This is a genomic window from Candidatus Manganitrophaceae bacterium, assembly GCA_016200325.1.
Taxonomy (GTDB): domain Bacteria; phylum Nitrospirota; class Nitrospiria; order SBBL01; family Manganitrophaceae; genus Manganitrophus.
Window position 1 is genome coordinate 206732 of the sequence record JACQEZ010000007.1, and the last position, 12520, is coordinate 219251.

Annotated in this window: 11 protein-coding genes; 4 read left to right on the forward strand and 7 right to left on the reverse strand. The window is 55.8% G+C overall.

Annotated elements, in window-relative coordinates; translation table 11 throughout:
* Positions 1-65 precede the first annotated feature (65 nt).
* The 5 genes from gltX to HY282_05300 form a co-directional block, all read right to left on the reverse strand.
* Positions 66-1499, reverse strand: a complete 1434-nt coding sequence (gene gltX, locus HY282_05280) for a glutamate--tRNA ligase (GenBank protein ID MBI3803157.1) — start codon at positions 1497-1499, stop codon at positions 66-68.
* 75 nt (positions 1500-1574) lie between these two features.
* Positions 1575-2183 (reverse strand): hypothetical protein, encoded by a 609-nt coding sequence (locus HY282_05285; protein ID MBI3803158.1) that lies wholly within the window; start codon positions 2181-2183, stop codon positions 1575-1577.
* Positions 2170-3027, reverse strand: coding sequence for an ATP-dependent sacrificial sulfur transferase LarE (larE, locus tag HY282_05290; protein MBI3803159.1), 858 nt, complete (start codon positions 3025-3027; stop codon positions 2170-2172). Before larE ends, HY282_05285 begins: the two co-directional genes overlap by 14 nt.
* Positions 3024-4439, reverse strand: a complete 1416-nt coding sequence (locus HY282_05295; GenBank protein ID MBI3803160.1) for an insulinase family protein — start codon at positions 4437-4439, stop codon at positions 3024-3026. Before HY282_05295 ends, larE begins: the two co-directional genes overlap by 4 nt.
* Positions 4436-5866 carry an insulinase family protein gene (locus HY282_05300; GenBank protein MBI3803161.1) on the reverse strand — a complete coding sequence of 477 codons (1431 nt, stop codon included), beginning with the start codon at positions 5864-5866 and terminating at the stop codon, positions 4436-4438. The genes HY282_05295 and HY282_05300 overlap by 4 nt, the downstream gene beginning before the upstream one ends.
* Positions 5867-6143: 277 nt before the next feature.
* On the opposite strand from HY282_05300, the gene HY282_05305 reads away from it, so the two are divergent.
* Positions 6144-6839, forward strand: coding sequence for a periplasmic heavy metal sensor (locus HY282_05305; protein MBI3803162.1), 696 nt, complete (start codon positions 6144-6146; stop codon positions 6837-6839).
* Positions 6840-6883: 44 nt separating this feature from the next.
* Here the strand turns inward: HY282_05305 and HY282_05310 are convergent, their stop codons facing one another.
* Together HY282_05310 and rlmN are read right to left on the reverse strand one after the other, a co-directional pair.
* The gene (locus HY282_05310; protein ID MBI3803163.1) at positions 6884-7039 is read right to left on the reverse strand and encodes a YHS domain-containing protein; all 156 of its coding nucleotides are present in this window, start codon (positions 7037-7039) and stop codon (positions 6884-6886) included.
* A 106-nt stretch (positions 7040-7145) separates the two neighbouring features.
* Complete coding sequence (gene rlmN / locus HY282_05315) at positions 7146-8231, reverse strand: 23S rRNA (adenine(2503)-C(2))-methyltransferase RlmN (protein MBI3803164.1); 1086 nt, start codon at positions 8229-8231, stop codon at positions 7146-7148.
* Positions 8232-8591: 360 nt separating this feature from the next.
* On the opposite strand from rlmN, the gene HY282_05320 reads away from it, so the two are divergent.
* The 3 genes from HY282_05320 (at position 8592) to HY282_05330 (ending at position 12519) form a co-directional block, all read left to right on the forward strand.
* Complete coding sequence (locus HY282_05320) at positions 8592-10274, forward strand: Ig-like domain-containing protein (GenBank protein ID MBI3803165.1); 1683 nt, start codon at positions 8592-8594, stop codon at positions 10272-10274.
* A 242-nt stretch (positions 10275-10516) separates the two neighbouring features.
* Complete coding sequence (locus HY282_05325) at positions 10517-11587, forward strand: hypothetical protein (protein MBI3803166.1); 1071 nt, start codon at positions 10517-10519, stop codon at positions 11585-11587.
* A 173-nt stretch (positions 11588-11760) separates the two neighbouring features.
* A complete protein-coding gene (locus tag HY282_05330) occupies positions 11761-12519 on the forward strand; it encodes a hypothetical protein (protein ID MBI3803167.1) in 759 nt (252 codons plus the stop codon).
* The last annotated feature ends 1 nt before the right edge of the window (position 12520 follow it).

The window sequence follows — 12520 nt, forward strand, 5'->3', positions numbered from 1 at the left end:
ATATCCAATATTAGAGCTGGAAGGTAGAAAGAATTTAGCGGAAAGCGCTTTGGGTGTCAAGAAACTTATTTTGAAGCGGGCGGAGAAGAAAGAGGATCGATTTGCGACGCCAGCCGCTTCAGCGTTTTTTCTTTTCCGAGAAGGATCAGCACATCAAAAATACCGGGGCTCACCGTCTTGCCGGTGACGGCGGCGCGGACCGGCTGGGCGACCTGAGAGAGCTTCAATCCGAGCCCTTCGCCGATCGACCGGAACGCCTCTTCCAGCGCGGTGTGCTCAAAGTCGGTCTCGGCCAGCCGCGCATGGACCGCCTTGAAGATCGGAAGGGTCTCCGGCGTCAAGACCTTTTGCGCTTTCTCATCGATCGGAACGGCATCGACGAAAAAGTGAACCGCCAGGTCGGCCATCTCCTTCAGGGTCCGAGAGCGCTCGCGGAGCGCGATCACGATCTGCTCCAGCCGCGGCCGATCGATCTGCTCGGGCGACACGCCGAGCTGTTCCAGATGGGGCAGAAGGAGCTGCGCGACCCGCTTTGGATCGACGGTCCGAATATAATGGGCATTGAGCCAAAGGAGCTTTTCGGGATTAAAGGTGGCGGCGGAGGCGCCGACCTGTTCGATGGTAAACTTCTCAATCAACTCCGGCAGGCTGAAGATCTCCTGATCTTTGGCCGACCAGCCGAGGCGGACGAGGTAGTTGACCATCGCCTCGGGAAGAAAGCCTTCGTCGCGATATTGCTGAACGGCGGTGGCGCCGTGGCGCTTTGAGAGACGCGCTTTGTCGGCGCCGAGAATCATCGAGACATGCCCGAACCGCGGAAGGGGGTAGTTGAGCACTTGATAAAGCTGGATCTGCCGCGGCGTATTGTTCAGATGATCGTCGCCCCGGATCACATGCGAGATCTTCATATCAACGTCATCGACGACGACGCAGAAATTGTACGTCGGTGTTCCGTCGGATCGTAAGATAATGAGGTCATCAACCGTGCTCGCATCGAAGACGACCTTTCCCTTCACCAGGTCATCGACGACGATCTCTCCCTCCGACGAGGCTTTAAACCGGATCGCCGCTTCTTTTCCCGGAATCGGCGCGGTCAGCAGGCGGCACCGGCCATCATAGCGGGGAACCTTCCCTTGGGCCATCGCCTCTTTCCGGCGGGCATCCAGTTCTTCCGCCGTGCAGTAGCAGCGGTAGGCGAGGCCGCGGTCGAGCAGCTCCTCGACCTTCTTCCGATAGAGATCGAAGCGGTCGGTCTGTCGAACCGGGTTTTTATCCGACCCTTCCCACTTGTCCCAATCGAGCCCGAGCCACCGCATGCCGTCGATGATCGCCTCAATTGCTTCATCGGTCGATCGAGAGCGGTCGGTGTCTTCGATCCGAAGAAAGAATTTTCCCCCGTGATGCCGGGCGAAAAGCCAATTGAAGAGCGCGGTCCGCGCCCCGCCGATGTGAAGAAAACCGGTGGGACTGGGGGCGAAGCGGACGCGAATGTCGGACATCTAAAATCTCCTCTAAAGTTGCAAAATTATGGCATCTTCACAATAAAAAGTAAAGTTGAAGGCCCGCTTTCCTGTTCAGTACGGGTTCACGCTCAGAAAATCGGAGGGAGGTTTGAATCGATCGGGATCGACCGGCTCTGTCTGGAGCGCACTGTACTCGGCGATCACCGTTTCATAGTCGCTGGCCGAATAGATGACCTGAAGCGGAATTTCCGAAGCGTCGGCCGTGACCCATCGGAGCGAATGCCAGCGCTTCTCCTTCTCCTCCAACAAAACTAAATAGAGCCGTGCATCGCGCCCTTTGAGCGAGCCTTCATTTAGCAGAATACGCGTCTCTTTATAGGGAGCGGGGGGGGGCAGCCATCCTTCTTGAATCGCCTTAATCAGGCGGGCCGGGCCGAGCCGGATTTGAAAATAGATTTTATCCCTGGGGAAGAGGCGGATCTCTTCCCGCCGTGTCAGATCGTAGAGATCGAATTCTTCGGTCCCTTCCGGCTCGTAGCGGATCGACAACCCACTCCGGTAGAAGCGTCCCTTGGCCGTGATCGGCGCATGGTAGGGAGAGTGAAGGGTCAGGGTCAGATCGGCGGTCGTTGCCGGCGGCGGAGCGGGGGGCGGGGTCTCGGCCGCGAGGAGCAGAAAGAAGAGCGGAAGGAAAAGGAAGGAGATTTTATTTCGTTTCATGGATCGGATGCATTTGATCAATCTGATGCAGCAAGATCGGCTCTGTTCCCGGCCGGTCGGCCCCTCCCGGGCGGTATCCGGCGGGATCGAACGTCACCTGCTGAAAGCCGCACGCTTCGATCCGGGCGACCAGGAGGGCGCGCCGGTCGGCCTCCAACGGCCGAAGCTCCTCCGGCGCCAGCTCGACCCGGGCGGTCTCGTCATAATAGCGAACGCGAAACTGACGGAATCCGAGCTCGCGAAGAACCTCCTCGGCGGACTCGATCTGTTTGAGCCGGGCGTGCGTGATGCGTGTCCCGCGCGGAAAGCGGGAGGAGAGACAGGCGGAGGCCGGTTTGTCCCACGTCGCAAGGCCCAACACGCGGGAGAGCGATCGGACCGCTTCTTTGTTCAATCCCGCCTCGACCAAGGGGCTTCGCACCCCCCGCTCGCGCGCCGCGGCCAATCCGGGACGGATGTCGCCGAGATCATCGAGATGGGTTCCATCGACAATATGTCTTGCCCCTTCGCGCCGGGCCACGTCGATGAGCAGGGTGTAGAGGTCCCCCTTGCAGAGATAGCAGCGGTTCGCGCTGTTCTCGGCGTAGCCGGGAATTTGAAGCTCATCCGACTCGACAAACAGATGGCGGATGCCGATGCCGGCGGCGACTTCCTTCGCCTCTTGGAGTTGAGAGGCGGGGAGGGTCGGCGAAATCGAGGTGACCGCGACGGCGCGCGACGCCAGCGCATCGTGTGCGACCTTGGCGACGAGGGCGGAGTCGACGCCGCCGGAGTAGGCGACGGCGACCGAATTCATTTCGCGGAGGATTTCAAAGAGGCGGTCGTAATCCCGATGGGGGGTCATTTAATCGCTCCCGGCGCGGCGCTCGGCTTGGCCGTCGGTTCTGTGGCCGTCGGCAGCTCTTTGATCTGAGCGTCGCTCTGCTTCGCAACCACCACCAACGCATAATGGTCTGGGTCGAGATATTTCTGGGCGACCCGCAACACATCTTCGCGCGTGACCCGGTTGATGTAGCTGGGGTATTTCTCAAAATAGTCAAGCCCCAATTGGTAATACTCAATCGAGGCGAGGAGGGCAGCCAGTCGCGCGGTGGTCTCCATCCGGAGCGGGAAGCTTCCGACGAGATAGGCCTTTGCTTCTGCGAGCTCCCTGTCGACGACCGGTTCTTTTCGAATCCGCGCGATTTCCTGGACCACCCCTTCGATGGCCTCATTGGTGCTCTTCGAGCGGGTCTGCAGCGAGACGGCGAATTCGCCGGGGTAGCGATTCGCCTCGAAGTAGGAGTAGATCGAATAGACCAGCCCTTTGTTGTCGCGGATGTCGGCCATCATTCGAGAAGAAAACCCGCCGCCGCCGAGGATATAATTCATCACCGTCACGGCATAATAGTCGGGGTTGGCACGGTCGATCCCGACATGTCCCAGCATCACGCTGGCTTGCGTGAGCTCTTTGTCGATCAGCTCCAATTTTTTCCCCTGGAAGGGGGTGGGTGGCCCGACCCGAGGGAAGACGATCTGTTTTCTTTCCCATTTTCCGAAATATTTCTTGGTGAGCGCCACCGCCTCTTTTTCGGTCACGTCGCCGACGATCGAGAGGATCAGGTTATTCGGGACGAAGTAGGATCGGTGGAAAGAGACGATCTCCTCCCGGGTGATGTTCGGAACGGTCTCTTCGCCTCCGATGACCGGATTGCGATAAGGATGCTCTCCGAAGACGATCCCTCGGAAGGCCCGCGAGGCGACCGCCTGGGGTTGGTCTTTTTCAGAAATAAGGGTGCCGAGGATACTCTTTCGGACCCGCTCGACCTCTTTCGGATCGAAGACCGGGTTGATCAGAATGTCCGAGAGGAGGTCGAAGCCGGTGTCGGCATCTTTCTTTAAGAGATGAAGGGTCGCCGTCATGTAATCTTCATTGGCCGAGGCGGAGAGGTCGGCCCCGATAAAATCGACCGCGTCGGCGATCTGCGTTGAGGTTCGCTTTTTCGTCCCCTCGTCGAGCAGCGAGGTGGTGAGGTTCGCCAGACCGGCCTTGTTGTTCGGATCATAGAGTGAGCCGGCCCGAACGAGCGCCGTGACGCTGACGATCGGAAGCGAGGGACGCTCCAGAATCAATAGGGTGATGCCGTTCTCGGTGACGATCCGCTTCGGCTTGATCTCGGCGGCCGGGACGCTCGCGGCGAGGGTCAGCAGAAGGGAGAGGACTGCAAATACAAGCGGATAAAATTTGATCCGAAGCGATTTTTGAGTGACGTTCATTGCATCCCCTTTGGAGGCATTCCCGGCGCCATCGGCCCTGCCCCTTCTTTCGGCATTTCGTTCGGAGTGGAGCCCCCCTCTTCCATTGCAAGCGGCAGGAGGGTCCCCACGCTCCGCTGATCCTCAATGAGGTATTTTTTCGCCACCCGCTGAAGATCGGCGGCGGTGACCTTTCGGATATTTTCTACAAAGTGGGTCAGATACTCCTGCCCCGCGCCGACCGTCTCCGCCGTGCCGATCCGCATCGCGCGGAAGAAGTTCGAGTCGGATCCCAAAATGAACTCCGCCTCGATTTGGTTCTTTGCCTTCTTCAGCTCCTGCTCGGAGACCGGCTCCATCTGGATCCGGCTGATCTCGTCATCCAGCGCCTCTTCCACCTCCTCCGGCGAGGCTTGAGGCCGGGCGGTGGCATAGATATAGAAGAGTTCCGGATCGGTGGTCAGCCCCTCGTAATGTCCGCCGGCATCGAGCGCGATCTGCTGTTGGTAGACGAGGCTTCGATAGAGCCGGGAACTCTTTCCCGCCGAGATCACGTTCGAGAGGACGGTCAGCGCATAGCTGTCGGGGCTCTGGTAATTGGGGGTGTGAAAGGCGGCGAAGACGAATGGAAGCTGGGCCTCGCGTTTGACGATCGACCGCCGCTCCCCAATCTGGGACGGTTCCGGGGGAGCGGTCTGCGGCGGCTCCGGCCCTTTCGGGATCTTCTCAAAGTAGTTTTTTATTTTGGGCAGGAGCGTTTTGGAGCTGAAATCGCCCACGACCACGATCGTCGCATTGTTCGGCTGGTAGTAGCGCTTATACCATTGGAAGGCATCGTCCCGGGTCACCTGGTCGAGGTCGCTCATCCAGCCGATGACCGGGTTATGATAGGTGTGGACCATAAAAGCGATCGCATACAGATTTTCGATCAGGAACGAGTAAGGGTCGTCATCGGTTCGGCTCCGGCGCTCCTCCTTAACGACCTCTCTTTCCAATTGAAACTCTTTCGGATCCATCGTCAGGTTTTGCATCCGGTCCGATTCGAGATCGAGCGAGAGCTCGATCCGGTCGGCGGCGAAGTTCTCGAAGTAGGCGGTGTAGTCGTTGGCGGTAAAGGCATTCTCCGTCCCGCCGTTTTTGGCGACGATCCGCGAGAATTCTCCCTTTCCATGGTTCTGCGTTCCTTTGAACATCATATGTTCGAGCAGGTGGGAGAGTCCGGTCTTGCCGGTGATCTCGTTGCGCGAGCCGACCCTATACCAGACCTGAAAGGTGATCACCGGCGCCTTATGCTCTTCGACCAGGACCACTTTGACACCGTTCTGGAGGGTGACCGATTCGGTCTTGAGGGCCGGGTCGGCCGCCTGCAGAAGGGGGGAAGAAGAGATAAGAAGTAGGGTGATAAGAAGAAGGCGAAGCGATTTTTGCCGACCGATTCCTCGATGCATTCGGGCTCCTCGTGATCTCCATCAAACGGAGGTCATCTTAACAGATGGTTAAAAAGGGTGTCAAGGATGATAGGCTGAGACAGAAGGGGAGGAGTACGGGTGGAGACGGTCGTGTGTAGGTTCTTTTCCTTTCCTTATTACTCCACCATCCACAATCCGCGTTCCGCGCCGCGTTCCGCGCCACGTACCGCGATTGACCGATGGTTGTCTCTTCGATTTTTTTGGTTTATCATAAGAAATCGTAACGGCTGATCGATTATTGTGTGAGGAGGAGAGAATGAAAAAATGGAATCTGTTCCGGGGAGCCGGAATCTGTATGTTGTTGGGATCGATGATGGCGACGACCGTCTCTGCGCAGATGATGCAGGGGGGACCGCCGGCGGCGGGAGGAAATCCGCATCAAGGCGGGGAGCGGGGCCGGATGGAGCGGCCGCCGATGGGGCACCCTTCCCCCGGAGGGATGCAGGGGGCCAATTTCTTCAGCCTGCAAGGGTTGAAAGAAACGCTCGGCCTCAATGATGATCAAGCGAAGAAGCTTCACGATCTTTTTGTCGATTATAAAAAAGGGACCATTCAGCGGCAGGCGGCGCTCCAGATCTCCCAGATTGAATTGGAGGAGATGATCGCCGAGCCGAAGCTCGACCTTGCGAAGATAGAGAAGAAAGCGAAAGATAAGGAAGCGCAAGAGACCGACCTGATGATGTTCCGGATCCGCTCGATGGCGAAGGCAAAAGATTTTCTCTCGGATGCGCAGTTTGATCGATTCCGTCAGATGATCGAAATGCGGATGATGAGCGGGATGCGGGGCGGAATGCATGGCGGGATGTCCGGCATGATGGGTGGTTCGCATGGCAGCATGGGAATGTCGCCGCATGGAAAGGGCGGCATGGGGATGGAAAAAGGGATGATGGGCTCCGGATCGCCGCATTCTTCCGGCGGTTCATCCTACGGGGACGAGTCAGACGACGAGTAAACAGAAGCATCGACCGGAGGCGCCCGCCTCCGGTCGATGAGATTCTATCCTGCCTTCCGCACGTACTGTTCCGGTGATTTCTTGAAAGTTTGAAGACAGCTTTCCGAACAGAAGCAGAAATGCTTCCCCTGATAATCGGTACAGACATTCTCGTTTGTGACCGTCATTCCACAGACCGGATCGATCATTGATTTTTCCATCCTTTTAGCCTCCCGCTAGTCTTGGTTTGTATACTCTAAGTCTAGCTTATCGAGAGCGGGCCGTTCAAGATGGGCGATCTCAGGGGGTCTTTCCGTGTAAGCGCCTTTAGGCGGGGAGCAGCGGGATTTCGGAGAGGGGTGAGCGGGCGGTTCGTGCTGCGAACTCGCTGTTGAGCTGCCCGCAGGCAGCGAGGATGTCTCGTCCCTTGCTCTTCCGAATGGTGGCGGTGAGATGGGCGTCCAGCAGAATCTTTTGAAAACGTAAGACATCCGCATCACTCGGGCGCCGATAGGGGGAGCCGGGGAACTCGTTGAAAGGGATGAGGTTGATCTTGCATCGAATCCCGTGGCTCAGCCGAACGAGCCGGGCGGCATCGGCCAAGGTGTCATTCACCCCCGATAAAAGGACATATTCAAAGGTGATCCGCCGCCGGGAGGGGAGCGGAAAGGCCTTGCAGACCTCCATCAACGCTTCGATCGGATAAAGCCGGTTGACCTTCGGCATAATCTGATCGCGCACCTCGTTGGTTGTGGCATTCAAAGAGATCGAGAGGTTGACCGGTACCGCCTCCCAGAGCTTTAAGATCTGTGGAACCATGCCGGCCGTCGACACCGTGACCCGTCGCGGCGAGAAACCGAGGCCGATCGGCGAGATCATCTTCTTGAGCGACTCAACCACCTGGGTGAAGTTCGCCAGCGGCTCGCCCATCCCCATCATGACGATATTCGTGATCCGCCGCTCTTCCGGCAGCGTCTGTTGAACGGCGAGGATTTGACCGACGATCTCTTCAGCCCTCAGGTTCCGTTTTAATTTTTCCTGCGCCGTCAGGCAGAAGCCGCAGTCGAGGGTACAGCCGGCTTGGGAGGAGATGCAGAGGGTCAAGCGGTCCTCCTCCGGGATCAGGACCGACTCGATCTGGTTGCCGTCTTCGAGTCCCAACAGAAACTTCTCGGTCCCATCGGTCGACTTTTGGCGCGTCACGATCTTCAACTGATGGAGGACGGCGTGCTCGGCGAGCAGGGCCCGGTCGGGCTTGGAGAGGTCGGTCATCTGCTCGAAATCGGGGATGTGCCGCTGATAGAGCCAGGAGATAATCTGGCGGGCGCGGTACTTCTTCCACCCTAAATCGAGGACCCAGCGCTCCAATTCATCGAAAGAGAGGGCCAGGATGTTCTTTTTATTCTCGCTCATGCTGCCTAAACTATCACACGGTTCCCTGCTTCTGCAAGTAGACTCGGTCGGTTAGAATGGCACCGTCATTACATCTACATGGATAAAGATAGGGTAAGAACGTATGTGGCGGTCGGCAGACACTTAAGGTGCCTGCGCTTTTGGTCCCGCCGAAATTCCTTGACAGAGGTCGGTTTTTTACTTAGAATCATCCCATCCGTGTCTAGAGAAGAGCGGTCTGCGGATGTGAACGATGTTAACATGAGTCCGCAAGTCGGGTTAGGGGAATATAGTTATCCGCTTTCGTTATCAGGAACCGTCCTCGTCTTCACCCCCTGTTCCTTGCCCTCCGAACTCTGAAAAACCAGGTGCACCATTTATTTGCTTCTCGGTTTCTATAAAAACGTGAATCGTCATTTTTCGATGCGGCAGCTCCCTTTCATCGTCGTTTTGGCTGCTGTTATTCTCGTCGGCTGTGGCGGAGGAAGCGGAGGGGTTGGAGATCCTGCCCCACCCAATCCGGGGACCGGAGGCGGGACCGGCGGGGATGGCACCGGGGGAAACCCTTCTGTTGTTTTTCCGAAAGTGATCTCAGCCTCCCCTCAAGGGGATACCCCGGCGGCGGTCGATACGCCGATTGACATCACCTTTAATAAACCGATGATGCTCTCTTCCTTTCAGGCGCCTATGGAGGGTCTCGATGTTGGATATGATCCCGCTTGTGTAGATACCGATTGCGTCACCGTCCGCTTGAATCACAAAACCAATTTGGCATACAATAGTACTTACCAGGTAAAGCTCTTACCACAAGTCCGAGACAAGGAAGGGAACTTGCTTACAGATCCTTATCCATGGTCGTTTAAGACCGCCGTCTTCGCTCCGCCGCCTTCATTTAAGTCCGGCATTATGCTTGATGGAGGAACGGTTGCCACAGACTCTGGCGAGTGCACTGCGATTGCCGTGGATAGCGCTGGGACGCTCCATATCGCGTACTTCTCCGATTCAGCCGGTGCTCCGAAGCATGCTTATTGTTCCAAAGACTGTGATAAGCCCGGCAGTTGGAACAATGAGGTAATCGATACCACGGCCAAGTTAACGGATCAAAAATTCGGACGGGATATCAACTTGGCAATTGAAGGAACAACACTTCATGTAAGCTATCGAGATGTCGGTACGACCTCTACCGGAAATAAAGCCGACGACCGAGGTGTTTTGAAATATGCTAAAGGAGTCGCAAAGGCCGATGGTAGTGTAGGAACGTGGGCTCCCGTTATTGTCGATGACACACCTTTTGGAGTCACAGATACCTATATCGCTGTCGATAAAGGTAGAGTGCACATTAGTTATGCCAAGAAAGGTGATCCCAAGGCTACAGGTCAAACCTCTCTAGACATATTCACTTATGCTACTTGCTCAGCTTCGTGTGACTCTAAGAACAGTGGAGATATAGAGAAGGTGGAGATCGATCAAGGGAAAGGGGCGGGATCTCCGAACCATATCGTTATTGCAAACGACACTATTCATATGAGCTATTACCTTAACGGAACATTAAAGTATGTGACCTGCTCCGTATCCCAAGCTCAGAATTGTAGCCAACTGAGTGGGGCAGCGGCGGCTGTGGTTGATGATGGAGAAGGGAAATTTGATGTTGGAACGGAGAACTCTCTCTCGATTTTTGGGAATACCGTTCATATGACGTATCGTGACAACACCAACGGCCTTCTAAAGTACGCCCGCTGTGATGGTAACTGTACGGACAGTAATAATTGGACGAAAATCGCTATCGACAATGCGGGTGGAAGTACCCAGATTGTGGCTGTTCCGGGTAGACTCCACGTCAGCTACCGGGATGATCTGAACAAAGACCTTAAGTATGCGACCTGTTCATCAAGCTCCTCCAATTGTCTGGATCCGAAGAGCTGGTCGCTCTTTACACTCGACGCGCCTGGGGAGGTTGGATTGGATACCTATATAGCGGTGGACGGAGCCGGAGCCGTTCACATCAGCTACCGGGATGCGAGCAACAAAGCGCTGAAGTATATCGTTGGCGCTCCGACACAGTAAGGAAGCTTACGTTAAATTAGGAATTCAAAAACAACTCCGGTCTTATACTTTTTTTGAATTTTTTTGTTGACAGGTTACTTTTTTTTATTTAGAGTGATAACACTTAGATGGCGAAATCCCGATCCTGCGTGTTTCGCCTTATTATAGGCAGTCGTTTTTAGCATATAGAGCGGGAGTATTTTATGACGATACTTAGAAGCTCAAAGTTTTTACTGCCATCAAATTTATTCCGGATTCTTCCTGTGCTCAGCCTCTCTCTTCTTCTGGCAACGCCGGTATGGGCTCAATTTGGTGGAGGCGGTGGTGGGGGTGGCGGAGGTGGAGGGAACCAGACACCTCCGGGTCCTCTTCCTCCCGCAAGAGTCACACCCCTTCTCTCTGATGCGCCTGCTCCCTGGGGCACCGACCCGGCCACGATCTCCGGCGCGACCATCTCTGACACAATTAAGGGCAATGGATTTATCCAGGAGACGGTCTCTCTTCAGAATGGGAACAGCTTCTTTTTCCAAAGCATCACAGACACCAACTTTTCGGTCGACTCCTATGTAAAGAAAACAGCCGGATTAAACAACGATCCGACCGGAAATATCATCTTTAATCAGGTGATGAAAGATCCGGCCTGGGGGCTGACCGACCATAGCTTCATTAATGGATTTAAGCAGCCGATCCAGCTCCATTTTGACATCGTTGAATCAAAGGTGGCGACCTTGGCCGGCACCGGATTCAACCAGATGGATATGTTTTTCCGGCAGCAGCCGTTTAATGATACGACGGTTGGAAAGGTGCGGGTTCGCCAAGACATCGGGGTCTGGATCACCGGGTTTGATGGGCTCGGCGGAAATGATATTACTCAGAGCGAAACCTTTGCTCCGTCTGCGTCACAGCTCTCCCATGTCATCGCGACCTCCGTCCCGAGTGGGGGTGGAGGAGGCGGTCGCGGCGGGTTCGGCGGCGGGGGCGGCGGGGGTGGACCGATCAATTTCTGGAATGACCTGACCGTTGTCAAGATTATTGATCCGACCACGAATCAGCTGGTTAATTTCAGCAAGTGTAATGATTTCGGAGATCCCACCGGCCGGTTGGAAGGAAATTTTCGGAGTGATTCAGGACGCCGTGGGGGTTGCAATGCAACCGCCTCAACCGGTTCGACCCGGCCTGCGATTCCAAACCACGATACAGATGACTTTCAGCTGACTCCGATCTGGTGGGATCGTTGGGGCGGCGCCGGCTCCCATGCCTTAAGCAGTGGGGATGGCCGTAGCTTCCCGGGTTCCGGTAGCGGCGGGGGTGGCGGCGGATTCGGCGGCAGATAAGGTGAGTGATTTTTAAGTTGCAAGGCTTCAGCTGCTGGCATAGCTGAGGAAGTCTGTAGGTAGAAGAAAGAAGTGTAGGGTAAGAAAAGGCCAATCGCCAGATTGCCCGGTTTAATAAAATATCTGGTTAACGGATCGATCTTTAGGAACTTAAGAAACAGGGGGGAACATTAATGACAAGAACTGGCAGAGCGAAGAAATGGTCCATTTTGCTATCGGCGCTCGGGATTGTCTCCATCACGGGCGGGATTGCGTTGGCCCAGGTGGGGACCCCAACGTTTACCGATAATCCGTCTCCTTTCCCATATGTTCACACCGGAATCGGCGGAAGCGGAACCCAGTTGACTGGGGGACAGTTAGTCACTGTCCAGGGCTCCATGGGCAGTGGGAACTTCTTTCAACAAGAGTTCGTGAATGTTGATCCGGATGGCTCCGGACCGGCGACCCCAGTGCCGACCATCCACACCATGTTGGAAGGTTCCAGCACCGGGAAAGCATTTGTTCAAGAATCATTCGTATTGATGGGTCCTCAGAGATCGCCGACGACCCAGAATAACACGCCGGCTCCCATCGTCGCGGCGCCCGGCAATTCACAGATTGCTTTCAGGCAGTCGGTGACCGACGCGGGCTTTGCTACAACGGCTTCTCTTGACCCGAATCAAGATATTCATATCCATCAGCAACTGGCAGGGGCCACACCGGTGAACGGCCAGGTTGGGGGGCTTTCTTTCAGCAACGTCGATATCCTGCCGAACAAGACCGGACCAAACGGGCAGCAGCATGCAACCGATCCTTCGTGCGGAACGACCGCGGTTTTCTGTACCTCGATCGATCAGCAGGTAAAGATTACGGATGCATCGAATGCGGTCATCTTCACCCAGGACCTCGACTTTACGACAGGTGGATTGCCCACCATCGTGCAGGGTCCATAAT

Coding starts and splice junctions, on each gene's coding strand:
- gltX (MBI3803157.1), bottom strand. CDS start 1,499: ATGTCCGACATTCGCGTCCGCTTCGCCCCCAGTCCCACCGGTTTTCTT.
- HY282_05285 (MBI3803158.1), bottom strand. CDS start 2,183: ATGAAACGAAATAAAATCTCCTTCCTTTTCCTTCCGCTCTTCTTTCTG.
- larE (MBI3803159.1), bottom strand. CDS start 3,027: ATGACCCCCCATCGGGATTACGACCGCCTCTTTGAAATCCTCCGCGAA.
- HY282_05295 (MBI3803160.1), bottom strand. CDS start 4,439: ATGAACGTCACTCAAAAATCGCTTCGGATCAAATTTTATCCGCTTGTA.
- HY282_05300 (MBI3803161.1), bottom strand. CDS start 5,866: ATGCATCGAGGAATCGGTCGGCAAAAATCGCTTCGCCTTCTTCTTATC.
- HY282_05305 (MBI3803162.1), top strand. CDS start 6,144: ATGAAAAAATGGAATCTGTTCCGGGGAGCCGGAATCTGTATGTTGTTG.
- HY282_05310 (MBI3803163.1), bottom strand. CDS start 7,039: ATGGAAAAATCAATGATCGATCCGGTCTGTGGAATGACGGTCACAAAC.
- rlmN (MBI3803164.1), bottom strand. CDS start 8,231: ATGAGCGAGAATAAAAAGAACATCCTGGCCCTCTCTTTCGATGAATTG.
- HY282_05330 (MBI3803167.1), top strand. CDS start 11,761: ATGACAAGAACTGGCAGAGCGAAGAAATGGTCCATTTTGCTATCGGCG.